Raw genomic sequence first — 24,053 nt, 5'->3', positions numbered from 1 at the left:
GTTCGTGCAGCCGAGCAGCCTCATCTTCCTGGTGATCATCGGGATCTGGGCTGCCTACTTCGTTCAGTACTGGGTCCGTCGCCGCGAGCACCTCGCCACGATCCGGTCGGTCGACGCCTTCTCCGAGACCATGAGGGTCCTCGAACGACGAGCCCCCTTGCCGTCGGTCGAAGGCTCCGGGCAGTCCCCTCGGACCTACGCGGTGAGCCCCGCGCGCGCCGTGCGCCCCCAGGTCACCGTCAAGCGCGCCGAGGCCCACGTCGCGGCCTCGGTGAATCCGTCATCTCGCGATGACATCGCCGACGATGTCGTCGAGCCGGAGGTCGCCACGATGCATCCCAGCCGTGCCACCCGCGGGACCGTGGTCCTCGTCGGGCTCGTCGGCACCCTCGTCTTCGCCGTGCTCGCCGCCTTCGGCGTCCTGCTCTGGTGGTCCTTCGCCGTCCCGCTCGCGATGGCCGTCGGCGGCCTGGTGTGGCTGCGCGCCGGAGTCCAGGCGGAGATCTCGGCTCGGCGGGCCGTCCGACGTCCCGTGCGCCGCGTCCCCGTCGCTGAGCCTGTCCGCGAGACGGCTGCCGGGGACGACGAGGTCGCCGAGCGGATCGACCACGCAGCCCCTGCGCCCGCACCGGCCTCAAGGGTCTCGGCCCGTGAGTTCGAACTCGCCCAGGAGGTCCTGGCAGCCTCGGTTCCCGAGGACGCACCCTTCGATGTGTCCGCGCCCGCTGTCCCGGCGACCGCCGCGGTCGAGGCTCGCGAAGCAGCGTCAGCGGAGCACGGCACCGCCGCTGCCCACGTCGAGGCCCCGGTCGAAGCCGTTCAGCAGTTCGCCCTTCCCGAGGTGGACGAGGACGACATCCCACTCACCTGGGATCCTCGTCCGGTGCCGCGTCCCACCTACACGATGAAGGCCAAGGCCGCGGATCGTCCGGCGCCGACCGCCCAGCCGGAGCCGGCGGCCGAAGCCGAGTGGCCGGCATACGACGAAGTTCCGGAACGCCGCATCGTCGGTGGCTGAGGCACGAGCCTCGCCCCCCGCTCACACGACCGAACGCCCCGCGAATCCTCGCGGGGCGTTCGGTCATCCGGGTGGCTAGTCGTCGGCCTGTTCGGCCTCGACGAGTTCCTCCTCGAGGTCCTCCGGGACTTCCTTGCCGTCGAGCAGGTGGTGGCCGACAGCGTTGAGGACCGCGACGAGGGGGACCGCGATCAGGGCGCCGAGGATGCCGGCCACGACGACGCCACCGGCGATACCGAGGATGACTGCGAGCGGGTGCACACGCACGGCCCGGCCGAGGAGCAACGGCTGGAGCACATGCGACTCGAGCTGCTGCACGGCGATGACACCACCGAGCATGAGGAGCGCCTGGAACGGGCCGAGGGCCACAAGCGCCAGCAGCACCGCGACCGAGCCCGAGATGGTGGCGCCGATGATCGGCACGAAGGCACCGAAGAAGACGAGCACCGCGATCCCGGAGGCGAAGGGGACGCCGAGCAGGCCTGCCACGAGCCCGATGCCGAGGGCATCCGCAGCCGCGACGAGGATCGTCGCGCGAGTGAAGGCCGACAGCTGACCCCACGCGATGACGCCGGACGAGTGGACCCGGTCGCGCGAGTTCCGGGGGAAGAGCCGGACGGCCCAGGCCCAGATCTGCTCGCCCTGGTAGAGGAAGAAGAACAGAGCGAACAGGGCGATGAAGAACCCGGCGACGAGGTGCGTGACCGTGAGCCCGGCCTGGGCGGCGGTCGCGCCGAGCGTGCCCCCGCTGGAGCCCACAGCCTCACGAGCACGGTCGACCCACTCCTCCACCTGGGTGTCGGTGATGCCGAACGTGTCGCGGAACCACACGCGAATCTCGTCGATGCCCTGACCGACCTGATCGCTGATGTCGCTGAACTGCGAGGTGAACTGCGACCCGACGAAGCTCAGGGCGCCAACGATGAAGGCCAGCGTGCCGAGCACGGTGATGCCGGCGGCGGCGCCCCGCGGGAGGGCGCGGCAGAGGGAGCGCGTCACCGGGTTGAGCAGGGCGGCGAGCAGGAGTGCCACGATGAGCGGGACGGTCACCGCGGAGAGGTAGGCGAAGACCCACAGCGCCCCGAGGATCGCCGCCGCGATGATGATGAGCCGCCACGCCCACTCGCTCGCGGTGCGCACGCCCATGGGGACCTGCCACGCGGCCGGCTGGTGCGACGGATCCGTGTCGATCGGGGGGTGCGTGGGGGCGGGCGCGGACTCGGAACGGGGGGCTGCGGCGCCAAGGCGGGGGAGGGCTGCGGGGTCGGCGCGCGCGAGGCGGGCGGACGGCATACGGAGGCGCATGAAAACGAGCGTATGCCGGGTGGTCCGGTTTCGTGGGCAGCCTCACCCGGTGTTATCGTGATCCCCGCTCAAGGGGCTGTGGCGCAGTTGGTAGCGCGTCTCGTTCGCAATGAGAAGGCCAGGGGTTCGAATCCCCTCAGCTCCACTTGACGGTGACCCCGTCCGACCAGCACTGATGTGCTCAGTCGGGCGGGGTTTCGTCGTTGTCACTCGGATCCGTGTTGAGAACGGTCAACGCCTGCCCGGTCGGCAGGGGTGCCGAGGCCGATCGCGACTGGCCGGAACCTTCGCGGGGCGAGGTGCGTCGCATGTACATGACAGAACGCCTAGTGGTCTTGGTCGCGTGCGGACTCCTCCTCGCGGGTTGCGGTACGCAACGTTCGACCACCGACCCTATGAGCGAAGGTGCGTTCCATGACCGGGCGACGGAGGTGGCAGCGGCGTGGCAGGAGCGCGGGATCGCCGCGGCCTGGACCAACGGCTTCGTCCCCCTGCAAGAGCTCGTCGTGGAGCCGGACTGGCGCCCCAATGGGTTCCTCGAGGCCTCCTTTGGAAACGGCTGGATCCGCACCTCGGCTGCCCTGCCCGATGTGGGCGGGCGCGGGGTCATACGGTTCGGGGACGGCTCGTCCCTCTCGGTTCCGCTCGTCGGGGCGAAGGCGGCCTACGGCCAACTGCCCCAGCGGTCTGGTGAGTGCTCCGCGGATGGTCAGCCGCCCGGTTGCCCGTGGCTGACCATCACTCAGGCACGGCTGTCCACCGTCCAGATCGAGACGTCAAGAGGCCCAGCCGAGGTGCCCGCGTGGTCCTTCACGGTCGACGGACTGCCACAGCCTCTGCTTCGGGTCGCTGTTGCCCCGTCAGCGACAACGTCCCTGCCGGTCGAGCCGTCAAGCTTCGCCGGTCCCGGTGGGGTCGTGTCCAGGAAGCAGCTCGCATCAAGCCACGGAAACTCCATAGCCTTCGACATCGAAATGGGCGCATGCAATGGCGCGCAGGGGCTTGTCAGCGAGTTCCCAGACGTGATCGTGGTCGGTGTCTCCGTGTCACCACAAGAGGTGGATGCCTGCATCGCTGCGCTCTTGCCCCGGCGAGTCGAGGTACGCACGACTCGGCCGGTCGGCACCCGACCGATCGTGGACGAGAGCGGCCGCCCCGTACTGACCCGGCCGGTCACCCCCACCCTCACACCGTGAGACGGATAGCGCACTCGCCGTCGCAGTGGAGGCTCACGTAGCGGTGAGCATCAGGAGCGGCAAAGGGCGCGCTGGCCGGCTCAGGCATGCTCAGGCCACGCGGGACGTGCGTCGTTTGCCGCCTCCTGTGCCCGCACCGGAGGCATGATCGATGCATGACGGGTCGCCAGGACGCGGTGGAGCTGCTGGCGGAACTGGTGTCGATCGACAGTGTGAATCCGGGGCTCGTTCGGGGCGCTGCGGGTGAACGCGCCATCCTGGAGCGGCTGTCATCGCGGCTTTCGGCGGCAGGCTTCACCGTCACCTCCGTGCCCCTCTCGGCCAGCCCGGGGCGTGCGAGTCTGGTGGCGGTTCCGCCCGCTGTCGGTGACGGCGACGTCCCGACGATCATCCTGAACGGGCACCTCGACACGGTCGGCGTGGCGGGGATGGCTGACCCGTTCACCCCTCGCGTGGACGGCGACAGGCTCCATGGCCGGGGTGCTGCAGACATGAAGGGTGGCGTCGCGGCGCTTGTCGTGGCCGCTGAACGCGTAGTCGCAGCGGGGGCGCCCATCCGACCGGTGCTGGCGCTGGTCGCCGACGAGGAGGACCTGAACGCGGGCAGCGAGTCGGTGATCGCCACGCTTCCGGACCTGGGTGTGCACCCGGACCTCTGCCTCATCGCCGAGCCGACGGATCTTGCCCTGGCTCGATCACTGCGCGGCTTCGCCGTCATCCGGGTGACGTTCCGCGGACGCGCGGCACACAGTTCTCAGGCCGAACTCGGCATCAACGCGATCACCCACCTGGGGCAGTTCTTGTATGCCGTCGACCGACATGCGCCGAACGTCCGGGCACGGGGTGGTGACCTCATGGTGACGGTCGCGAGTGGGGGGTCCTCGCCGTTCGTCGTACCCGATGAGGCCGAGTGCCTCGTCGAGATGCGGACGACACCTGAACAGGCCTGCGGTGAGGCGCTTGCCGAGGTCCGTTCCTTGTTGGAGCCGGAATGGCAGGCTGAGGCCACTCTTGTGGCGGGGCGCGATGGGTGGCGCATGGACGAATCTGGCCCGGCTGTCGACTACGCGGCAGCGCTGGGCGGTCGGTTGGGTACGGCCCCGACGTTCGATGCGCCCTACTGGATGGAGGCTCCCCTCTGGCAGCAGGTGTGCCCCACGGTGATCTGCGGTCCATCCGGGGGAGGGTTGCATGCCGCGGACGAGTGGGTTTCCCTCGGTCAGGTGAGTGCGTTCACCGACGCCTTGATCCACGTGCTGAACGACTGGCGACCAACCAGACCCCACACCGAAACGGCTCAGGAGTCCCGATGACAGCAGAGAATCCCTATCGCCCCGGGCGCGATCACACGTCCCGGACCTTTCCGGTCATTCCACCGATCTACCAGTCGACGACGTTCGAACTCGACGACACCTCCTACGCCGACGTCCAGGGGACCGGTGGCCTGCACGAGACGTGGTACTCGCGGTTCAACAACCCGACCGTCGATGCGGCCGGAGCCGAGGTTGCCCGGCTCCACGGCGCTGCCCGCACCCAGATGACCTCCAGCGGTATGGCCGCCATCGCGACGACGCTGGTCACCCTGCTCCGCAGTGGCGACACGATCGTGGCCTCGAAGCAGGTCTACGGCGACACCGATGACCTGCTGCAACGAGACCTCCCGGGCCTGGGGATCAATGTCGTCCGCGTCGACGCGTTCGACACGGCTGCGTGGGAACGCGCAACGGCCGAGCACCGTCCGGCCGTCCTCTTTGGCGAAACCCTGTCGAACCCGCAGCTGAGGCTGCTGAACATCCCCGCTGTCGCGGCGATCGCCCACGGCGCCGGCGCTCGGCTCGTCGTGGACAACACCTTCGCGACCCCGTTCTGCACCAGGCCGCTCGAACTCGGCGCCGACGTCGTCGTCGAGTCGGCCACGAAGTTCCTCGCCGGACACTCGGACGTCGTCGCGGGAGCCGTGACGATGAATGACCTGTCGCTCGCCGATGAGGCCCAACGGCGCATGATCACTTTCGGTGGGTGTCTGGATCCACACGCTGCGTTCCTCGTGTGGCGTGGCCTGCGAACGTTCGGGGTTCGACTGGCCGAGGCCTGTCGGTCGGCGGACGTGATCGCGACCAAGTTGGCCGACGAACCGGAGGTTGAGCACGTCCGCTATCCGGGGCGGCTCGACCACCCGGATGCGGGCGACGTCGTCGACCGCGTCATGCCCGGTCCGAAGGGGGCGATGGTCAGCCTCGTGCTGGCGGGCGGGGACGAACGAGTGCTTCAGGTGCTCAGGAGGCTCCAGGTGGCGGTCGAGGCCACCAGCCTGGGTGGGGTGGAGAGCTTGGCCAGCGTCCCGTTCAACTCGTCCCACTTCAACATGACGCCGCAAGAGAGACTCGACGCAGGAATCCCGCCGGGGCTCCTCCGGCTGTCCGTCGGACTCGAGGGTGCCGACGTCCTCGTCGACGACCTCCGACAGGCGATCGCGGCGACCGCGTCTCCCTGAACCCGGCGGACCGCACTCCGCACACCGAGCTGTGTGGTGAGATTCGTGCGTGGCCGTCGTCGACTGGCTGGACCGATTCCAGCGCAAGCACCCCGTGCTGGGGTACCCGCTCGCGGTCGTCTACAAGTTCTACGACGACCAGGCGGGCTACCTGGTCGGGCTCATCGCCTACTACTCGTTCCTCTCGTTCCTCCCGTTGCTCCTGATCTTCACGACGGCCCTCAGCCTCGTGCTGCAGAACTATCCGGACCTCCAGGAACGGATGATCGACTCGGCCCTGTCGGAGATCCCCGTGATCGGAGCGCAGTTGGGGGAGCCGGCGACACTGCGCGGGAGCATCACCGGTGTCATCGTCAGCGGCGTCATTGCTCTCTACGGTGGGCTCGGCATCGGGCAGGCCTTCCAGTACGCGATGAACACCGTGTGGGGGGTGCCGCGGAACTCACGCCCCAACCCGTTCCGATCCCGCGGACGCAGTTTCCTGTTGCTCCTCACCATCCTGCTCTTCGTCATCATCACGACGACGATCTCGATCGTGAGCGCGCGGGCGATTGGCAGTTTTCCGGTGACCACTCGTGTCGCTGTCGTCGTGGCGACGTTCCTCGGTACGGCCCTGGTCTTCGCCCTCGGGATGCGCCGGGCCGTTGCGCTGAACCTGAGGCTCCGGGATGTCCTCATCGGGGCGTTCGGCGCTGCTCTCACGTGGCAGGGTCTGCAGTACTTCGGCGTCGGGTTCGTCGAGCGAGCGGTCAACGCGACGTCCGCGATCAACAGCGTCTTCGGCCTCGTCATCGGACTCTTCGTGTTCTTCCACCTCGCGGCCTTTGGGACGGTGTTCTTCGCCGAAGCCGATGTCGTGCGTGCGAACCACCTTTACCCTCGGGCGCTCCTCACGCTGTTCACCGACAATGTGGATCTCACCGATGGGGATCGCCGGGCCTACGCCCAGCAGGCTCGGATCGGTCGGTTCAAGCAGTACCAACAGATCGACGTCGACTTCGAGCGTCCGCCTCCGGCGAGTCAGCCGCCGACGGGCAGCAACGGAACGGGATCAGGCCAGCGGTGACTGGTCGGCACGCGTCGTAGACACGGCGCGCTCACACAGGCCGAGGAATGCGCCGAGCGCGATGAGCTCGTCCGCGTTGCCCGGCGGGAAGTCGGTCAGAGTGGTGGAGTGCACGATGTATGCCGCGTGCTTGCCGCGCGACACGGCGACGTTGAGTCGGTGCCGGTCCAGCAGGAATCCCATGCCGCGCGACACGTCGCCGTGCGAAGAGGCGGCCAAGGACAGGATGGCGATCGGCGCCTCCTGCCCCTGGAACTTGTCGACCGTGCCGACGGCCACCGACTCGAGACGGGCCTCGCGCAACTGGGCCTTGATCGCGCCGACCTGGCTGTTGTAGGGGGTGATCACACAGAAGTCGGCCTCGCGGAGCTCACGGCCCAAGGGGGTGTCCTCATCGGCCGCGACCCAGTCACGGCCGAGCAGTGCGCGGACGAGCCCGACGACGGCCGCGGCTTCCTCGGGGGAGTAGGTGCGGTTGTCTCGGTGCTCAACCTGCACGACATGGACCCCCGGCTCCACGCCCGCGAGCGAACGTGCAGCGGTGATCTCCTCCTCGGAGGCGAGCTGACCGGCATACGAGAGGTGTGACACCGCCTCGGTGAGTCGCGGATGCATGCGCCACGTCGTCTCGAGGAAGTAGCCGAGCTCTGGCGGGACGAGTGAGGCCCCGTCCGCGAGCCAGCCGAGGGCCGACTCGTCGACGGGGTCCGGGTGCACTCCTTGGGAGACCTGGGGGAGTTGCGCGGGGTCTCCCAGCAACAGCAGTCGCGAGCCCGCCGCCGAGACGGCGAGAGTCTTGGCGAGGGAGAACTGGCCCGCCTCGTCGATGACGACGAGGTCGAGTCCAAGACGCTCGACGCGCTTGGTGTTGGTGAGGTCCCAAGCGGTGCCACCGACGACGCACCCCTTGCCCTCATGGGCGAGGTCGGCGATGAAGCCCGCCAGGTCGTCGGACTTGCCCAGCGGAGTCCACGAGGGCGTTTCGGTGTGCTTGGGAACCTTGCCAACCTGATCGGAGGGGAGCCCAGCGGCGACCACTGCGGACAGGACGTTCTCGATGGCCGCGTGGCCCTGCGAACAGACACCGACCTTCCAGCCGTGATCCCGGACGAGCCGAGCGATGACCCGTGCGCCGACGTAGGTCTTGCCCGTGCCGGGCGGGCCCTGGACCGCGACGTAGGAGTCGTCCATGCCGAGCAGGGCATCTGTGATGGCATCGACGAAGCGACTGTGACCGACACCAACGGAGGGAAGCGCCCCACCACCGCGGAGGCGCGGAGCCCTCCGCAGCAGCACGTCGATGCCGCTTCGCTGCGGAAGTGCGGGGTGCGACTCCTTGACTTCCTGCGCAATCTCGGCGATTGCGGCGTCGATCGACTTGGTGCCGATCGTGCCCGTCGGCACGAGAGCCAGCGGGAAAGTGTGGACCTCGGTCTTGTTGGGGGCGTTCTCGACGATCGTGAGCCGCTGGCGGACCTGGCCGTTGTCCGCGATGACCTCCTCGGCCTCGATGACCTCAGCAACGCTGGGGCTCTTGGCGTGGGCATTGGTGTCCTGGTGGTCCTTCGCCGGCGGGAAGGCAGGCGGAGCGGCATACAGGGCAGTGACGTTTCCCAACTCCAACAGCGTTCCCCCGACCGGGTTGACGACCACGGTGAAGCGGCGCTTGGAGCCACTACGCGGCGTCGGCTTGTGCCACCCCTCGATGAGTTCGGCCGGACCTTCGACCACGGCGACACCACTGGCGCGCTGCCAGTTGTCGACGGGCTGCGCGATCCGGTCGTAGTGCTCCCACCAGAACGGTTTGTCCTCTCGTGCATGGAACAGGACGGCCGAGGCCACGAGGGCGACTGCGTGGTTCTCGGGAGTGCGGTCCGCCGGTGTGATCTCATCCACCAACGACCGGAGGTCGGACTCGAGAGACAGCGCGGCTTGCCGCTCTGCTTTGACCTCACGCGGCTCGATCATCTCGCCCGGCGCGCCGACGACACCGTCGTCGAGCTGCCGGATGAGCCAGTCGCGCAGCAACCATGTCGAGACGCAGTCCTCCTCGTTGTAGGCCGCGATGCCGCGGATGATCTCGTCGGCGTCGCTGTCGCGCTCCAAGATCCTGGCCATGATGAAGCGGTGGTACTCGACGATCGAATCGTCACCCTTTTGCAGGTCTGCGGTGCGTGCCTCCATGTAGAGCGGCTCGAGCTTCTTGATCGAGTAGGAGCGCTGCCCCACACGGATCGCGGCGCGGACGGTGGCGTAGAGGTCGACGAACACACCGTCCCTCAGGAGCTGATCGACGGCGTCCTCACAGACGGAGTGCCGCGCGGCCAGTCGCTTCAGGGCTGCCGTCTCGTAGGGGGCGTAGTGGTAGATGTGCAGGTCGGGCCAGTTCGCGCGCCGCTTCTCGACGTAGTCGACGAAGTCGATCAACGCCTGCTTCTCCTGGGCGCGGTCATGGGCCCAGAACGCCCGAAAGACTGGCGTCTCGGTGTCGACCTCGACGAGTCCGAAGAGGTACTCAAGCCCCCAAACGCTCGACCCCGCTTCGGTCCAGAGTGGATCGCCCTCGAAGTCGAAGAAGATGTCGCCGGCGCTGGGTCGGGGGAGTCGTCGGATCGACTGTTCGTCGATGACCTCATGGGGCACCGACCCTTCGGCCTCGGCACGCAACTGCAGCCGGGCCTGTGAGCGCAGCCTGTCGAGGCGGTTCGTCTGGATGTCGGTGATGGGGCCCTCGGCGACGGCGAGCTCGTCGATGGTCCGCACATCCGAGTCCAGGAGGCGACGACGAGTCGTCGTACGCATGCCCGCCACGAGCAGCAGGTCGCGGTGGGCGGCCACCTCGGCGTCGCAGACTTCGCATCGGCCGCAGGCCATCCACCGGTCGTCACCCCACGAGCCCGGTCCCGTGTCGGCCCTGTGGTCCTCTACCAGACGATTCAGCCGAGACCAGCGCCTGTGGAAGACGGGAACGATCTCCCCGAGCGGGTAGTCCTGGCGCAGTCCCGAGCCAAGGACGAGTCGGGCCACCGGAGCGGTGGGAACGTCGTGGGCCTGAAGCACCGCCGCGTACGCCGCGATCTGTAGGAGAGCCGGCACGTTGGCAGAACGGGCCAACTTGGTATCGCTGACGAGCCATCCCTGGGGTGTGCGCTCGATGAAGTCGGCGTATCCGAAGAGCTGCCCGTCGAAGATCACGGGCTGGGACAGGACCTCGGCATCGGACGCGAGCGCCGCGAGCGTCTCGTCCATCGCCGCGCCGTAGCCCGCGCGCGTGTGTTCGGCCGGTCGGTTCAGCCCTCGAACCTGACCCGGGTGGTCCGCGTTGAGGCGGCGGAGTTCCAAGCTCTCGTGGGCGAGTCCGAGGTCGATGATGCGCTGTTGCATCGGGCTGTCCTCGACCTCGGGCCGGGGAGCGCGCCCCAGCAGCACGTCGAGCTCGCGGACGAAACGGAATTCGCACTCCGCTGCCGTGCGCAGGTCGTGTGGGCTGAGGACGATCGCGTCGTCACCGGGGAAGAAGAACACAGCATCACCGTAGGCGTGGGTACCGACAGCGCCGGGAGGATCGCGGGTTCGCGCGAGAAGTTCTCGCTACGCGTGACCGCGGCGACCGGGCGAGGTGAGAGAAACCCACTTCCGGCGGGAAGGTTGAGCCGCGGCTCAGATCCAGGACGGGAACCACATGAGGCGCAGCCAGTTCTCATAGGGCACGACCTCGCCGGCATACAGCGGGTAGAACCACGCGAACAGCCCGATCGTCAGCAACAGATAGGCGCCGACCCCGATCGCGGCGAGCCTCCGTCGCTCCGGCGACGCCGACGGCCCACCGAGCACCAGCCCGATGCAGAACACGATGGCGAGCACCACCCACGGCTCGAACGCCACGGTGTAGAAGGCGTAGATCGTGCGGTGCTGATACATGAACCACGGCAGATAGCCGGCCACGATCCCGGCGAGCACCGCACCGGCGCGCCAGTCCCGTCGCACCGCCCAATAGAAGGCGCACACGAGCAACGCGACGATCCCGGCCCACCACACCGAGACTGTGCCGACCGTGTGGACGGCCTGCGCGCACGACTCGACGGTGCAGGACCCCTCGCCGTCCTTCGTCCCCTGATAGAAGAACGATGTCGGCCGGGCCTGGATCATCCAGCCCCACGGGTTCGACTGGTACGAGTGCGGCGTCGACAGCGTGGTGTTGAACTGCCACATGTCCTGGTGGTACTTCACCCAGTTGCGCAGCACCGCCGGCAACCACTGGATGCCCTCGCCGGGGTGGAAGGTGTTCCACTGCCGGTGGTAGCCGTTGCTCGACGCGAACCAGCCGGACCACGAGACCACGTAGGTGACTGCAGCGGTCCCGACAAGCTGCAGTGCGGCATACGGGCCGTCCTTGAAGAGTCCGTCGCGGAGCCAGGAAGGCGACCCCACCGCGCGGCGTGCCCCCATGTCCCAGAAGACCGTCATGAGTCCGAAGACCGCGAGGAAGAACAGGCCCGACCACTTCGTCGAGACGCAGAGCCCGAGCATGAGCCCCGCGACCCAGCGCCAGGGCCGGACTCCCAGCCACGGCGTCGTTTTCAGAGGTATGCCGGGTGCTCGCCTCGCGACGCGCCTCGCCAAAGTTGCCCGACTTGTGTCGCGGTCGGCCACGAGGGCGGCAAACCCGGCGAGCGCGAAGAACGACACGATGATGTCGAGGATGCCGGTGCGGGACATCACGAAGTGCGTGCCCTCGACGGCGAGGAGGAGGGCGGCGATGCAGCCGAGCATGGTGGAGCCGAAAATCCGGCGCGCCACCCGACCGAGGATGAGGATCGACAGGGTTCCGAGAGCCGCAACGGCGAAGCGCCACCCGAACGAGCTCGTCGGCCCGAACAGCCATTCGCCGGCACCGATGAGCCACTTGCCCACGGGCGGGTGCACGACCATGTCGCCCTGGTTGGAGAAGACGTCGACGTTGCCGGCGTTCCAGAGCTTGTCGGCGTCCTCGTTCTTGCCCTCGACGCGCATCTCGACGCCGTGCTCGATGAGCGACCAGCCCTGCTTGACGTAGTACGTCTCGTCGAAGACGAGGGAGTCCGGTCGGCCGAGCTGCCAGAAGCGAAGGAAGCCACCGACAGCGGCGATGAAGAGGGGGCCGAGCCAGCCCCAGAGGGTGTCGGTGGGTCGGGTCCCGAGGAGGCGCGCGTGCAGCTCGTCGGTCCGGGTCACCGGCACATCGTAGGCAACGCGGCCTGAGTCGGCGCTGTGACGTGCGTGGGAGGATCGCGGCATGGCTGAGGCGTCGGTGTCGAGTTCGGGCGAAGGAGTGCTCGTCCTGGCGGCGACGCCGATCGGTGACCCACGCGACGCGGCACCGCGCTTGGCCGACGAACTGGCTGGTGCCGACGTCATCGCGGCCGAGGACACCCGGCGGCTTCGACGGCTGTGCCAGGCGCTCGACGTGAACCCTGTGGGGTCGGTGGTCAGCTACCACGAGCACAACGAGGCGTCCCGAACCGCCGATCTCGTCGAGAGACTTCGCGAAGGCGCTCGCGTTCTCGTCGTCACTGATGCCGGTATGCCGTCCGTCTCCGACCCCGGGTATCGCCTGGTCAGTGCCGCGATCGGGATCGACGTGCGGGTGACGTGTGTGCCCGGGCCTTCGGCCGTGTTGATGGCGTTGGCCGTGTCGGGGCTGCCGGTGGACCGGTTCTGCTTCGAGGGGTTCCTGCCACGCAAGGGCGGTGAGCGGTTGCGGGCGCTGAAGGCGCTCGAGGCGGAGAAGCGGACGATGGTCTTCTTCGAGGCGCCGCACCGGATCGCCCAGTCCTTGGCTGCGATGGAGTCGGTGTTCGGGGGCGAGCGGCGGGCAGCGGTGTGCCGGGAACTGACGAAGACCTACGAAGAGGTGCGGCGCGGGTCGTTGGTGGAGCTCGTGGCGTGGGCCGACGATGGGGTGAAGGGCGAGATCACCGTGGTGGTGGCCGGGGCGGCTGCTGTCGCCGGGGATGTCGAGAGCAACCTCACGGGCATTCTGGATCGGGTCGCGGCGGGGGAGCGACTCAAGGACGTGTGCGCCGACGTGTCCGCTGCAACGGGCCTCTCCAAGAAGGCGCTCTACGACGCCGCCCTCGCTGCCCAGAAACCCTGAGCCCGAGCGTCGGAACCAGGTGGGGATTCACGGGTCGGGGGTTGTGCGATGAGTCGGGGTGCCTGCGACCCCCGACTGATCGCGTAGGCCCCGACAGGCGGTGACTGACCCGAGCTTGCGACTACTTCGGCGCTCGTCCTTGACGGGCTTCGCGAAATCCGAGCACGAGGGCGACGACGCACACGAGCGCGATGACGACACCGGTCACGGTTCGCGACAGAAGCCCCAACACCACGGGGATGGCGAGCACTGCAGTGGCAAGCACCAACAGGAGAACCGAGCTCGTGTCGCGCACCTTCGCCATGTGGTCATCCGACCACAGCATCAGCTCTCTCGGCGCAGTTCGGGGTGGGTCAGGCGACTGAGATGACGCAGGTGCCTGCAGTGGGCGGGGCCTCGAGGCGGGCCGGGGGATGGGCGCGGGGATGGGCGCGCCGCATCGTCTGGGCGAGTGCCTCACGCCCCAACGCCGAGTCGGTGCGAGGCAGCCGTCGCTGCCCAACGCTGATGCTTGGATGAGCCCATGAGTCTTGTCTCCCGGCTGGCAGGTGGAACGCTCCTTGGTGTTGTGATCGGTGCCGTGGTGGGCTTGGTGTCCTCCACGTGGCTCGGTAGCCCGAGCAGCATGGGATCGGGCGCTTTCTCGGGCGCAGGGATCGGCTTCGTCCTGACCTTGATGAACGAGTGGTGGGGTCCGCCGCCCGGAGCCGGCGTGCCGAAGAAGCGCGACGCGTCGAGACATGACGCGAGCGACCCGACATAGGTCGAGGTAGTACGAAACGCCGCCCTCGCGGCACAGAAGCGCTGACTCCCATACCCGACTTTGTGCCCGATTGGGACATGAGGAGCGCAGCGACGAGTGTCCCAACCGGGCACAAAGTCGTCAGCAGGTGACGCAGGTTCTTGCGGTGGGTCTGGCCTCGAGGCGGGCAGCCGGGATGGGCGCGCCGCACCGCTCGCAGATCCCATAGGTGCCGGTCGCCAGGCGCTCGAGGGCCGCATCGATCTCGACGAGCTGGGTTCGGGCCTGCTGGATCAGGGCATCGACCTGGGAGCGCTCGAAGGCGATCGTCGCGCCCTCGGGGTCGTGCTCGTCGTCGGCGTTGCTGTCCCTCGACGCGTCGACGAACCGGTCGAAGTCGTCCGTGAGATTGGCCAGCCGCTCAAGGGTCGCCAGCCGCTCTCGCTTGAGCACGCCGCTCATGTCGTCCACGAATGCATCGTGTCACCGGGCACCGACAAGGCCAGCGTCCGCACGTCTGGTCGCGATGGCGACCACACTTGCGGACGCAGGCTGAGCGGACGGCGAGCGGACGGCATACGGGATCGTTGAACTACGGACGAGTATTGGGCATATGTCACACAGCACTTAGGCCAGCCTCAGCACATGTGGCGGCTCGACGCGCGGTACCTTTCGCTCATGCCCACGACGACGCTCTCCCCGCGCACGAACACGGCGCGGAGCACGACGATCGCGCTGAAGCTGCTCATGGCAGTGACCGGCCTGGTCTTCGTCGGATACCTGATCCTCCACGCCTACGGAAACCTCAAGGCGCTCGCGGGAGAGGAGGCGTTCAACACCTACGCACACCACCTGCGCACGTTCGGTGAGCCGATGCTCCCCTACGGCGGGCTCCTGTGGGCGGTCCGGATCATCCTGATCCTCTCGCTCATCGGTCACGTGTATGCCGCGTTCCGCCTCTGGAGCCGCGCCGGCAGTGCTCGCCGCACCAAGTACGCCGCCGTGAAGACCGCTGCCACGTCGCAGTGGATGCGCTGGGGCGGGGTCTTCATCCTCGTCTTCGTCGTGTGGCACCTGCTCCACTTCACGATCGTGAAGATCTCGCCCAACGCCGACAAGCAGGGCGCCGAGATCACCGCCAACCCCTACCAGCTCGTCGTGGCGAGCTTCGAGGTCTGGTGGATGGTGATCATCTACGTCCTCGCGATGGTCGCGCTCTTCATGCACCTCAAGCACGGCTTCTACAGCGCCCAGCAGACGCTCGGCCTGACCGGGTCGCCCAAGGCCAACGCGCGGGCCAAGACCCTCGGCCTGGGTGTCGCGGCGCTCATCGTCGTCGCGTTCCTCATCCCGCCGCTGTCCATCGCCTTCGGCCTGATCAACTGAAAGTGCCGCTGACTCATGACTGACAAGACCACCGACTCCGGCTCCGGTTCCACCGCCGCCAGCATGTTCAACGGGATGTACACCGAGGGTGCGCGCATCCACGACCAGAAGGCGCCGGACGGCCCCATCGAGAAGAAGTGGACCCGCCGCAAGTTCGAGGCGGCCCTGGTCAACCCGGCGAACCGACGCAAGATGTCGGTCATCATCGTCGGCACCGGCCTCGCGGGTGGCGCTGCCGCCGCGACGCTCGGTGAGGCCGGCTACCACGTGAAGTCCTTCTGCTTCCAGGACTCCCCGCGTCGTGCGCACTCCATCGCCGCGCAGGGTGGCATCAACGCCGCCAAGAACTACAAGGAGGACGGCGACTCGATCCAGCGCCTCTTCTACGACACGGTCAAGGGTGGCGACTACCGCTCGCGCGAGGACAACGTCTATCGCCTCGCCGAGGTGAGCGCCAACATCATCGACCAGTGCGTCGCGCAGGGTGTCCCGTTCGCGCGTGAGTACGGCGGCCTTCTCGACAACCGCTCCTTCGGTGGCGTTCAGGTGTCGCGCACGTTCTATGCGCGTGGCCAGACGGGCCAGCAGCTGCTCATCGGCGCCTACCAGGCGCTCGAGCGGCAGGTCGGGGCCGGCACGGTCGAGCAGTTCACCCGCCACGAGATGCTCGAGGTCATCGTCGACGGTGAGGGCGAGGACCGTCGCGCCCGCGGCATCATCGCCCGCGACCTCGTCACCGGTGAGATCCAGACCCACCTCGCCGACGCCGTCGTCCTGGCCTCCGGTGGCTACGGCAACGTCTTCTTCCTCTCGACGAACGCGATGGGGTCCAACGTCACCGCGTCGTGGCGTGCACACCGCAAGGGCGCCTACATGGCCAACCCCTGCTACACGCAGATCCACCCGACCTGCATCCCCGTCTCCGGTGAGCACCAGTCGAAGCTGACGCTCATGTCGGAGTCGCTGCGCAACGACGGCCGCATCTGGGTGCCCAAGAACCGCGAGGACTGCGACAAGGACCCGCGCCAGATCAAGGAAGAGGACCGCGACTACTACCTGGAGCGGATTTACCCGGCGTTCGGCAACCTCGTGCCACGCGACATCGCGTCGCGCCAGGCCAAGAACGTCTGCGACGAGGGCCGTGGTGTCGGCCCGGTCGTCGGCGACTTCCGCCGCGGCGTCTACCTCGACTTCGCCGACGCCATCAAGCGTCTCGGTCGCGCGGCCGTCGAGGAGAAGTACGGCAACCTCTTCGACATGTACGCGCGGATCACGGGTGAGAACCCGTACGAGACGCCCATGCGCATCTACCCGGCCGTGCACTACGTCATGGGCGGCCTCTGGGTCGACTACGACCTGTCGTCCTCGATCCCCGGCCTCTTCGTCGCCGGTGAGGCGAACTTCTCCGATCACGGAGCCAACCGCCTCGGCGCCTCGGCCCTCATGCAGGGTCTGGCCGACGGCTACTTCGTCCTCCCCAACACGATCCGCGACTACCTGGCGAAGGTCCCGACGAGCGACCTCACCGAGGACAGCCCCGCGGTCGTCGAGGCCCGTCAGGCCGTCGCCGAGCGGACGGAGCGCTTCCTCGCCATCAATGGCGACCGCAGCGTCGACAGCTTCCACCGCGAGCTCGGCAACATCATGTGGGAGTACTGCGGCATGGAGCGGTCCGAGGAGGGACTGCTCAAGGCCATCGACCTCATCCGCGGCCTGCGCGACGAGTTCTGGCGCAACGTGCGCGTCCTCGGTGCCGCCGACACCCTCAACCAGTCCCTCGAGAAGGCCGGCCGCGTCGCCGACTTCCTCGAGCTGGGCGAGCTCATGTGCATCGACGCCCTGCACCGCCGGGAGTCCTGCGGTGGTCACTTCCGGGCCGAGAGCCAGACCGAGGACGGTGAGGCGCTGCGTCACGACGACGAGTTCGCCTACGTCGCGGCCTGGGAGTTCACGCCGCCCAGCGGCGAGCAGGAAGGCGTGGGTGCCGGCATGGGAGCCCCCGTCCTCCACAAGGAAGACCTCGTGTACGAGTTCATCGAGCTGAAGCAGCGGAGCTACAAGTGAGCAACATGAATCTGACCCTGAAGATCTGGCGTCAGGCCGGACCCCAGGACAAGGGCCAGCTGGTCACCTACCGGGTGACGGACATCAGCCCCGACATGTCCTTCCTCGAGATGCTCGACGTCCTCAACGAGGAGCTCAACGCCAAGGGCGAGGAGCCGATCGCCTTCGACAGCGACTGTCGCGAGGGCATCTGCGGCATGTGTGGCCTGATGATCTCCGGCCACGCCCACGGTCCCGAGAAGACGACGACGTGCCAGCTGCACATGCGCTCGTTCAAGGACGGCGAGACGATCACCGTCGAGCCGTGGCGTGCCGAGGCGTTCCCGATCGTGCGCGACCTCGTCGTCGACCGTGGCGCGTTCGACCGCATCATCCAGTCCGGTGGCTTCATCTCCGCCAACACCGGTGCGGCCCCCGACGCCCACGCCGCGCCCGTCCCCAAGGACAAGGCCGACCGCGCGTTCATGGCTGCCGAGTGCATCGGCTGTGGGGCGTGCGTCGCGGCCTGCCCCAACGCCAGCGGCATGCTGTTCATGGGTGCCAAGATCACCCACCTCGGTGAGCTGCCCCAGGGCCAGCCGGAGCGCGACGCCCGCGTCGTGTCGATGGTCAACCAGCACGACCACGAGGGCTTCGGTGGCTGCACCAACATTGGTGAGTGCTCGACGGCATGCCCCAAGGGCATCCCGCAGGACGTCATCAGCCAGCTCAACAAGGACCTGCGCACGGCCATGAAGAACGGTCGCTGACCCAGCACCTCTGCTTCCGGGCGGCATACCGACTTTTCGGTATGCCGCCCGCTCGCGTTCCCGGGTAGCCCGCCCCCTCGGTCGGGGCTTCTGTGGTCAGTCGGGGTCTCTACAAGGCCCGACCCACCACACGACCCCCGACCGACGGTGGCCGCCAGTGGCCCTGTGGATATCCCCGCGGCGACATCGGCAGTTCCTGCCACTCTCGGGTGATGCTCGGACCTCCCCGCCACCCACCGTTCGACCCGGCCGTGCTCCACCGCACCCGCGACCTTGTCAGACAAGGGACGACCCCGGGACGCGATGGCTGGCATCAGGTGCGCACCGGAGTGTGGGTCCCGACGAGCGCACATACCGAACTGCTGCCCGTGGATCGCCACGCCGCGCTGGTGCACGCCACCGCGCTGACGCACCGGCGGGGTGAGCACTTGGTGTTCGTGGCCGACTCGGCTGCGGCGGTGCTCGGCCTGCCCCGCATCACCGCGTGGCCGTCCGTGGTGCGGCACCTGGTGAACCGGCGCGGTGTGAGCGGGTCGGCAGTGTTGCGACCGCTCCTCGGCCGCCCGACTGAATACCTGGTCGTCAATGGCGTGCGCGTCTCTACTCCCGCGCGGACCGTCGTCGACCTCGCGCGGCACGGCACGTTGGAGGACGCGGTCACGGCCGCGGACTACTGCCTGCGGCACGTGCTCTGCACCCCGGTCGAGCTGAACGCCGAGCTCGCACTCGTTCCCGCTGGTGCGCCTGGACGTGCCCGCGCCCGCACGGTCGTGGAGTTGGCGGACGGGTTGAGCATGTCACCGGGGGAGAGCTTCTCGCGCGTGCTGATGTTTCGCCATCGCATCCCGAAGCCACGGCTCCAGATGACGTTCACCGACGACGCCGGCCACGTGGGCGATGCCGACTTCTGGTGGGAGGGCGTGGTGGGGGAGTTCGACGGGCAGACCAAATACCGCATCCCGCCCGGCGCCAGCCATGAGGAGGCCGGGAAGGTGTTGTGGGCGGAGAAGAAGCGTGAGGACCGGCTGCGCCGGCTCGCCGAGGTGGCCCGTTGGGTGTGGGCTGATCTCAAGCGTCCCGAGCGGTTGCTCGCGATCCTTGCCGACAAGGGGATCGTGCCGGAGCGGAACTCAACTTGGATCGACCTGGGCCGTCGGTCGGGGCCAGTGTGATGGGTCGGGGCTCTGACGACCCCCGACTCACCGCACGACCCCCGACCGACCGTCCCGCAGTGGTCAGAGCCAGGTGAGGCGGTCCTTGAGGAGCGCGTAGCCGACGAACGCCACGACATCGAGCACCGTGTGAGCCACGACGAGCGGCCCGACGCGCTTGGTCTTCGTGTAGAGCCAACCGAACAACAACCCCATGATGACGTTGCCGACGAAGCCGCCAAACCCCTGATACAGGTGATACGAACCCCGGATCAGTGCTGAGGACACGATGATTCGCGTCGTCGACCACCCTGCCTTCGACCAGCGCGTGAAGAGGTAGCCCACCATCACGACTTCTTCGAGCACCGCGTTCTGCGTCGCAGCCAGCACGAGCACGGGCACCGCCCACCAGGTTTCACCAAGGTTCGCCGCGGCGATGGTGGTGTTGAGATCGAGAGCCCGCGCGACGGCATACAGGCCCAGACCGGGGATGCCGACGAGAGCCGCGAGACCGAGGCCGCGCACGAGGTCTCGCGCCGGCTGCGTCCAGTCCCAGCCGATCGCGAAGCGAGCGCGAGCATCCCCGCGTGACAACAGGTGGAGCGCCAGAACGACTGGCACGAGGGCCAATCCGATGCCGACGAGCTGATAGGTCAGGTCGAGCCACGGCCGGTCCGGCGTCACCGACGAGTTCATCGCCGTGGTCTGGGATCCCAGCGGCTGCCCGGCGGTGAGCTTGCGGACGAGCGACAGCGCGCTCCAGATCGCCGAGGCACCGAGCGAGACGCCGAGGACCAGAGCCGTCTCCCACAGCAGGTCGCGACGGGTCAGGGCGCGCTGCTCGACGGGTGCCTCCATGCGGGGGAGCCTATGCAGCGAACGTGGACGTGCGCTGGGAGCGGGTGTTCAGACGCGCGGGTATGCCGTGTCGGGACCGATGCGCGCTTCTCGCCGTTTGCGCCACTTGCGGACCTTGAGCCACATCCAGACGAGCAGCCACGCCAGCGCGATCAGGGCGACGATGACGAGGATGGGGATGAAGATCGCGACGAGCGACAGACCCACGGAGGCGCCGTCCTCGGCGGTCGACACGACCGGTGCGCCGGCGCCGAGCGTGCCGGCATTGATCGCCGGGCGGGCGGCCATCTTGCCGGAGTGGACCAGGCCGGAGACGACGATGCCGAGCACGACACCGATCCACGGGTTCTCGGCCATCCACGTCGACTTGTCGAGGTCCTCGGCGGCGGTCGTCGCCGCGAAGATCAGGCCCCCCATGCTCGGCCGGATGAACGTCTGGATCGCGTCGTTGACCGTGTCGACCGCGGGGATCTTGTCGAGGACGACCTCGGTGAGCAGCAGGATCGCGCCGACGCCGATCGCCCACGGCGACTCGATCCACGAGAACGTCTCGGGCAGCGTGATGATGTCGGTGAACCGTGCGATGAGCGCAACGATCATGAACGGGATGTAGGCATTGAGGCCCGCGGCGGCGGACAGCCCCATACCGGTGAGTGCGGCGATCACGAGTCGACCTCCTGGTCCGGCGGCGCACCCATCGCGCCGTCTCAGGACATGTCTACTCGAAACAGGGCTCAGACATTCCCTTCGGCGCGTGCCCTGGCCGAAATGCCCGTATGCCGTGTGGCCCCGGAATGGGGTCCGCGCCGTATACCGACCCTGGAAGCCGCCGCAAACCTCGGCGAGGCCGCCCTCGTCCTCGAACAGCACCCGGCAGTACTTCCGTTGCGCGTGTTGGAACGTTGCTCGAGCTGGGGGCCGAGAAGAACTCGACGATCGCCTTCCCCATCCCCATGGAGTTCCTGCGCCTGCTCGACACGACCGGGAAATCCGAGCAACAAGAGCATTGAGTGCGTCGGCGGAGTCAGCCTGGTGACGGCGGCCCAGTCGGCCTTGGTGTCGATGCCCTTGGGGGCTGGGCCTTCGCCAAGCGCCACCGTCGCATGTTGACGCTCTGCACCGTCCGGCCCAGGTGGATTGCGGCGATGGGCGGTTCCAATGTCCAGTTGGACGCGGGCTAGAGCGCGCGTTCAACTGGACATGGTGCGACCGCGTGGTCGACCTGCGGCCTAGGTCTGCGGCACCGCTCCGATGCGGCGGAGTTCCTGGGGCCAGCCGCACCCTTCGGCCACCCTGCCGGCCCAGTACTTCGCGGTCTCGATGTCAGGCACGTCGATCACGGTGAAGCCACCCAGGACCTCGGTCGTCTCGGCGAAGGGTCCGTCGGTGATGGTGATCGTGCCGCTCGTCGCGTCAGCCGCATGCACGGGCCCGTGCTCCTCGAGCCCACCGGCAAAGACGTAGACCCCGGCCTCCTTCATCTCCTCAATGACGGCCATCGATGGTTCGACCCGCGACACGAACCACTCCTCGGGGTGGTCACCCACCCACTGCTGGTTGAAGTAGATGAGGTACTGCGCCATGGCTGCTCCTGTCGTCGCGACGGACCGTGCGCCCGCCCCTCACCTCAGTGACGAACGACCGCAGGTGGAATCGACACCATCATGGCGAGAAGCATCGTGCCGATGGCGGAAGCGAGGCGCGTATGCCGTGTGGTCCCGGATGCGGGACCACACGGCATACGCGTCGGTCTTGGAGGTGCGGTTGTGTCACACGCCGCGCCGCGTGTCAGCGCGTGAGGTCCCAGCGGCGGTGAGCCCGAGCGGCGCTGCCCGGGATGATCCGGAAGAGCAGCTTCGGCACCGGCCCGAGGAAGCCATAGGTGCGGCCGTCGCGGGTGAGGGTGTGGGTTGGCTTGTGCTCCGGCGCGCTGTCGACGGCGCCGACACTGATGGCGAAGGCGCACTTGCCGTCGAACTCGGTGGGGGTGGATGTGCTGGTGGTGGTCATGGCTGTGTCTTTCTCGGTAGTCGCGGCGTGTGCCGCTGTGGATGTGACTGGTCTGGTCGTGGCGGGGGAGGGTCAGGCCGTGGAGTAGGTCGCGGCCAGCGTGGACATGCAGCCGATCCACCCCTCGGCGTGCCGATCGGCCTCGGCCTGGCTGACGAGCTTGGTGTGGGTGATCGCGACCCTCGTCCGTCCGCCGTCTTCACTCAGCCGCACGTCGACGAGGGTGTCGTGGTCGCTGCCGTCCCAGCGCCAGGTGAAGGACAGCCGGTGTGGGCGGTCGAGCTCGACATAGGTGCCCGAGGTCGCGTGCAGCTCGCCGGCTGGGTCGAGCATCTCCATGCGGTAGCTGCCGCCCGGACGCAGGTCGACGGTCGCGTAGGTCGGTCCGAACGCCGCTGACGGGCGGTGCCATGCGCCGAGGTGCTCGGCCTCGGTCCAGAGCGTCCACATCGTGTCGATGTCGATGTCGAACGTTCGGTCAACCTCTGCGGTGAACACGTCAGGACTCCTTGTCTTCGGCGCGGCGGCCGAGCGTTGCGATGTAGTCGGACAGTGAGTCCAACTGGTTGTTCCAGTACGCACTCATGTCCGCGATCCAGTCGCCCGCCGCTGCGAGCACCTCGGGCTGGGCGACTGCATGGGTCACTCGCCCTTCTCGGCTGCGCTCGATGAGCCCAGCGCGCTCGAGCGACACCAGGTGCTTCTGCAGCGCCTGCGGCGACATCCCTGTTGCTTCGGCAAGCTGGTTCATGGCCAGACTGCCGCGGTCGCCGTCGGCGATGTGCCGTAATGCCGCTCGGCGACCTTGGTGCGCCAGCGCGGCGAAGACGGCGTCGAGCTCGTCCTCGTCGAGGCGTCGCTGCACGAGAGAATAAACCATGTGGTTTATCGTAGGGCGCGAGTGCGGACCGTGCAAGTCGCCAATGTGGTGGGCTCACCCGGAACCACTGCCGACCCCAAGGGAATAGCGGATCCCACGTGAGGCGTTGCGGCGGCAGAGAATCCCACCCCGAGGAGCCCCACGTTGTCGACGCACCTGACCGTCACCCGAACCGAGCAGTTGACCCCGAGCCTCCAGCGCGTGTGGTTCCACAGTGACGACCTGACGGCCTTCGAGGGCAGCGACCAGACCGACCGCTACGTCAAGCTGGTCTTCCCCAAGCCGGGTGTCGACTACCCGCAGCCCCTCGACATGCGAGCCCTGCGCGGAACGATCCCGCCCGAGGACATGCCCGTCGTGCGTACCTACACAGCGCTCTTCCCGGACGTCGCGGCCGGAACGGTCGCCATCGACTTCGTCATTCACGGCGACGAGGGCGTGGCCGGTCCCTGGGCCGCGGCCGCCCAGCCCGGTGACACGCTGATCGCCAACGGTCCCGGCGGCGGCTACGCGCCGGACCTCACCGCCGACTGGCACCTCCTCGTCGGTGACGAGTCGGCGGTGCCGGCGATCACCGCAGCCCTCGCCCACCTCACCAGCCAGGAGCCGGATGCCATCGTCAAGGTCGTCGTCCTCATCGACGGACCCGGCCATGAGCCCGAGCTCCCGCTGCCGACGGGGGCACAGCTGATCGCCGTTCACCGCAACGCCGGTGGCGACCTCGTCGAGGCCGTGCGCTCACTCGAATGGCCGGCGGGCAGGGTCCACGCCTTCGTCCACGGTGAGGGTGGCGCGGTGATGAAGGGCATCCGTCCCCACCTGCTTCGTGAGCGAGGCCTGGCCAAGGAGCAGGTCTCGATCTCGGGCTACTGGCGCCAGGGCCGCACCGAGGAGGGCTTCCGTGACTGGAAGGCCGAGCTCGCCGCAGCCGAGAGCGCGAGCTGAGCGGACGGCACACGGGCGGGTCTGTGCCCAACCGAGGAATTCGGGCTCTCCTG

At 68.0% G+C, this 24,053-nt stretch carries 23 protein-coding genes and 1 tRNA gene; 13 read left to right on the top strand and 11 right to left on the bottom strand.

Annotated elements, in window-relative coordinates; genetic code table 11:
* The first annotated feature begins 4 nt into the window (after window positions 1–4).
* Window positions 5–1,018 carry a hypothetical protein gene (locus tag N802_RS17705; protein WP_156971495.1) on the top strand — a complete coding sequence of 338 codons (1,014 nt, stop codon included), beginning with the start codon at window positions 5–7 and terminating at the stop codon, window positions 1,016–1,018.
* 75 nt (window positions 1,019–1,093) lie between these two features.
* Here the strand turns inward: N802_RS17705 and N802_RS17700 are convergent, their stop codons facing one another.
* Window positions 1,094–2,323, bottom strand: a complete 1,230-nt coding sequence (locus N802_RS17700) for an AI-2E family transporter (RefSeq protein WP_245613991.1) — start codon at window positions 2,321–2,323, stop codon at window positions 1,094–1,096.
* Between the two features lie 72 nt (window positions 2,324–2,395).
* On the opposite strand from N802_RS17700, the gene N802_RS17695 reads away from it, so the two are divergent.
* From N802_RS17695 to N802_RS17675, 5 genes are all read left to right on the top strand, one after another.
* Window positions 2,396–2,468: transfer RNA gene (locus N802_RS17695), tRNA-Ala, on the top strand.
* A gap of 250 nt (window positions 2,469–2,718) precedes the next feature.
* The gene (locus tag N802_RS17690; RefSeq protein ID WP_052110130.1) at window positions 2,719–3,519 is read left to right on the top strand and encodes a hypothetical protein; all 801 of its coding nucleotides are present in this window, start codon (window positions 2,719–2,721) and stop codon (window positions 3,517–3,519) included.
* A 155-nt stretch (window positions 3,520–3,674) separates the two neighbouring features.
* Window positions 3,675–4,832: a M20 family metallopeptidase gene (locus N802_RS17685; protein WP_052110129.1), complete on the top strand. Its 1,158-nt coding sequence runs from the start codon at window positions 3,675–3,677 to the stop codon at window positions 4,830–4,832.
* On the top strand, window positions 4,829–6,013 hold the full coding sequence (locus N802_RS17680; protein WP_035918987.1) for a trans-sulfuration enzyme family protein: 1,185 nt from the start codon (window positions 4,829–4,831) through the stop codon (window positions 6,011–6,013). The genes N802_RS17685 and N802_RS17680 overlap by 4 nt, the downstream gene beginning before the upstream one ends.
* Before the next feature lie 49 nt (window positions 6,014–6,062).
* Complete coding sequence (locus N802_RS17675) at window positions 6,063–7,079, top strand: YihY/virulence factor BrkB family protein (RefSeq protein ID WP_035918985.1); 1,017 nt, start codon at window positions 6,063–6,065, stop codon at window positions 7,077–7,079.
* Here N802_RS17675 and N802_RS17670 read toward each other — a convergent pair.
* The gene (locus tag N802_RS17670) at window positions 7,065–10,604 is read right to left on the bottom strand and encodes a TM0106 family RecB-like putative nuclease (RefSeq protein WP_035918981.1); all 3,540 of its coding nucleotides are present in this window, start codon (window positions 10,602–10,604) and stop codon (window positions 7,065–7,067) included. The genes N802_RS17675 and N802_RS17670 overlap by 15 nt on opposite strands.
* Window positions 10,605–10,739: 135 nt before the next feature.
* Window positions 10,740–12,293 carry a dolichyl-phosphate-mannose--protein mannosyltransferase gene (locus N802_RS17665; RefSeq protein WP_035918978.1) on the bottom strand — a complete coding sequence of 518 codons (1,554 nt, stop codon included), beginning with the start codon at window positions 12,291–12,293 and terminating at the stop codon, window positions 10,740–10,742.
* A 61-nt stretch (window positions 12,294–12,354) separates the two neighbouring features.
* Here N802_RS17665 and rsmI point away from each other — a divergent pair, with 61 nt between their 5' ends.
* A complete protein-coding gene (gene rsmI, locus N802_RS17660; RefSeq protein ID WP_035918974.1) occupies window positions 12,355–13,215 on the top strand; it encodes a 16S rRNA (cytidine(1402)-2'-O)-methyltransferase in 861 nt (286 codons plus the stop codon).
* 121 nt (window positions 13,216–13,336) lie between these two features.
* On the opposite strand, the gene N802_RS17655 is transcribed toward rsmI, so the two are convergent.
* Window positions 13,337–13,519, bottom strand: a complete 183-nt coding sequence (locus N802_RS17655; protein ID WP_156971494.1) for a hypothetical protein — start codon at window positions 13,517–13,519, stop codon at window positions 13,337–13,339.
* Between the two features lie 219 nt (window positions 13,520–13,738).
* Between N802_RS17655 and N802_RS17650 the strand changes: the two genes are divergently transcribed.
* Window positions 13,739–13,978: a hypothetical protein gene (locus tag N802_RS17650; protein WP_156971493.1), complete on the top strand. Its 240-nt coding sequence runs from the start codon at window positions 13,739–13,741 to the stop codon at window positions 13,976–13,978.
* Between the two features lie 120 nt (window positions 13,979–14,098).
* Here N802_RS17650 and N802_RS17645 read toward each other — a convergent pair whose 3' ends face one another.
* Window positions 14,099–14,419: a TraR/DksA family transcriptional regulator gene (locus tag N802_RS17645; RefSeq protein ID WP_035919026.1), complete on the bottom strand. Its 321-nt coding sequence runs from the start codon at window positions 14,417–14,419 to the stop codon at window positions 14,099–14,101.
* A 216-nt stretch (window positions 14,420–14,635) separates the two neighbouring features.
* On the opposite strand from N802_RS17645, the gene N802_RS17640 reads away from it, so the two are divergent.
* From N802_RS17640 to N802_RS17625, 4 genes are all read left to right on the top strand, one after another.
* Window positions 14,636–15,343: a succinate dehydrogenase cytochrome b subunit gene (locus N802_RS17640; RefSeq protein ID WP_035919024.1), complete on the top strand. Its 708-nt coding sequence runs from the start codon at window positions 14,636–14,638 to the stop codon at window positions 15,341–15,343.
* A gap of 75 nt (window positions 15,344–15,418) precedes the next feature.
* Window positions 15,419–17,407: a fumarate reductase/succinate dehydrogenase flavoprotein subunit gene (locus N802_RS17635; protein WP_425402494.1), complete on the top strand. Its 1,989-nt coding sequence runs from the start codon at window positions 15,419–15,421 to the stop codon at window positions 17,405–17,407.
* Window positions 17,408–17,412: 5 nt separating this feature from the next.
* Window positions 17,413–18,156 (top strand): succinate dehydrogenase/fumarate reductase iron-sulfur subunit, encoded by a 744-nt coding sequence (locus N802_RS17630; RefSeq protein ID WP_035919022.1) that lies wholly within the window; start codon window positions 17,413–17,415, stop codon window positions 18,154–18,156.
* 212 nt (window positions 18,157–18,368) lie between these two features.
* Window positions 18,369–19,328: a hypothetical protein gene (locus tag N802_RS17625; protein WP_156971492.1), complete on the top strand. Its 960-nt coding sequence runs from the start codon at window positions 18,369–18,371 to the stop codon at window positions 19,326–19,328.
* 63 nt (window positions 19,329–19,391) lie between these two features.
* On the opposite strand, the gene N802_RS17620 is transcribed toward N802_RS17625, so the two are convergent.
* The 6 genes from N802_RS17620 to N802_RS17595 form a co-directional block, all read right to left on the bottom strand.
* A complete protein-coding gene (locus N802_RS17620) occupies window positions 19,392–20,165 on the bottom strand; it encodes a CPBP family intramembrane glutamic endopeptidase (protein WP_035918968.1) in 774 nt (257 codons plus the stop codon).
* Window positions 20,166–20,213: 48 nt separating this feature from the next.
* A complete protein-coding gene (locus N802_RS17615; RefSeq protein WP_035918965.1) occupies window positions 20,214–20,831 on the bottom strand; it encodes a DUF4126 domain-containing protein in 618 nt (205 codons plus the stop codon).
* 563 nt (window positions 20,832–21,394) lie between these two features.
* Entirely contained in the window at window positions 21,395–21,748 is a 354-nt protein-coding gene (locus tag N802_RS17610; RefSeq protein WP_035918963.1) for a YciI family protein, read from the bottom strand.
* Window positions 21,749–21,953: 205 nt separating this feature from the next.
* Entirely contained in the window at window positions 21,954–22,175 is a 222-nt protein-coding gene (locus N802_RS17605) for a hypothetical protein (RefSeq protein WP_035918961.1), read from the bottom strand.
* A 72-nt stretch (window positions 22,176–22,247) separates the two neighbouring features.
* Window positions 22,248–22,673, bottom strand: coding sequence for an SRPBCC family protein (locus tag N802_RS17600; protein WP_035918958.1), 426 nt, complete (start codon window positions 22,671–22,673; stop codon window positions 22,248–22,250).
* A 1-nt stretch (window position 22,674) separates the two neighbouring features.
* Window positions 22,675–23,055 carry an ArsR/SmtB family transcription factor gene (locus N802_RS17595; RefSeq protein ID WP_035918956.1) on the bottom strand — a complete coding sequence of 127 codons (381 nt, stop codon included), beginning with the start codon at window positions 23,053–23,055 and terminating at the stop codon, window positions 22,675–22,677.
* 144 nt (window positions 23,056–23,199) lie between these two features.
* Between N802_RS17595 and N802_RS17590 the strand changes: the two genes are divergently transcribed.
* Window positions 23,200–24,000, top strand: a complete 801-nt coding sequence (locus N802_RS17590) for a siderophore-interacting protein (RefSeq protein ID WP_035918952.1) — start codon at window positions 23,200–23,202, stop codon at window positions 23,998–24,000.
* Window positions 24,001–24,053 lie beyond the last annotated feature (53 nt).

It is taken from the genome of Knoellia sinensis KCTC 19936 (assembly GCF_000768705.1).
GTDB classification, from domain to species: Bacteria; Actinomycetota; Actinomycetes; order Actinomycetales; family Dermatophilaceae; genus Knoellia; species Knoellia sinensis.
This window is presented reverse-complemented; position numbering and strand designations above follow the sequence as displayed.

What these genes read in the sequence shown, in the direction of transcription:
- N802_RS17640 (WP_035919024.1), top strand. Translation starts at nt 14,636, where the DNA reads ATGCCCACGACGACGCTCTCCCCGCGCACGAACACGGCGCGGAGCACG.
- N802_RS17650 (WP_156971493.1), top strand. Translation starts at nt 13,739, where the DNA reads ATGAGTCTTGTCTCCCGGCTGGCAGGTGGAACGCTCCTTGGTGTTGTG.
- N802_RS17685 (WP_052110129.1), top strand. Translation starts at nt 3,675, where the DNA reads ATGACGGGTCGCCAGGACGCGGTGGAGCTGCTGGCGGAACTGGTGTCG.
- N802_RS17610 (WP_035918963.1), bottom strand. Translation starts at nt 21,748, where the DNA reads ATGGCGCAGTACCTCATCTACTTCAACCAGCAGTGGGTGGGTGACCAC.
- N802_RS17595 (WP_035918956.1), bottom strand. Translation starts at nt 23,055, where the DNA reads ATGGTTTATTCTCTCGTGCAGCGACGCCTCGACGAGGACGAGCTCGAC.
- N802_RS17700 (WP_245613991.1), bottom strand. Translation starts at nt 2,323, where the DNA reads ATGCGCCTCCGTATGCCGTCCGCCCGCCTCGCGCGCGCCGACCCCGCA.
- N802_RS17635 (WP_425402494.1), top strand. Translation starts at nt 15,419, where the DNA reads ATGTACACCGAGGGTGCGCGCATCCACGACCAGAAGGCGCCGGACGGC.
- N802_RS17620 (WP_035918968.1), bottom strand. Translation starts at nt 20,165, where the DNA reads ATGGAGGCACCCGTCGAGCAGCGCGCCCTGACCCGTCGCGACCTGCTG.
- N802_RS17605 (WP_035918961.1), bottom strand. Translation starts at nt 22,175, where the DNA reads ATGACCACCACCAGCACATCCACCCCCACCGAGTTCGACGGCAAGTGC.
- N802_RS17625 (WP_156971492.1), top strand. Translation starts at nt 18,369, where the DNA reads ATGCTCGGACCTCCCCGCCACCCACCGTTCGACCCGGCCGTGCTCCAC.
- rsmI (WP_035918974.1), top strand. Translation starts at nt 12,355, where the DNA reads ATGGCTGAGGCGTCGGTGTCGAGTTCGGGCGAAGGAGTGCTCGTCCTG.
- N802_RS17630 (WP_035919022.1), top strand. Translation starts at nt 17,413, where the DNA reads ATGAATCTGACCCTGAAGATCTGGCGTCAGGCCGGACCCCAGGACAAG.
- N802_RS17655 (WP_156971494.1), bottom strand. Translation starts at nt 13,519, where the DNA reads ATGGCGAAGGTGCGCGACACGAGCTCGGTTCTCCTGTTGGTGCTTGCC.
- N802_RS17680 (WP_035918987.1), top strand. Translation starts at nt 4,829, where the DNA reads ATGACAGCAGAGAATCCCTATCGCCCCGGGCGCGATCACACGTCCCGG.
- N802_RS17690 (WP_052110130.1), top strand. Translation starts at nt 2,719, where the DNA reads ATGAGCGAAGGTGCGTTCCATGACCGGGCGACGGAGGTGGCAGCGGCG.
- N802_RS17645 (WP_035919026.1), bottom strand. Translation starts at nt 14,419, where the DNA reads ATGAGCGGCGTGCTCAAGCGAGAGCGGCTGGCGACCCTTGAGCGGCTG.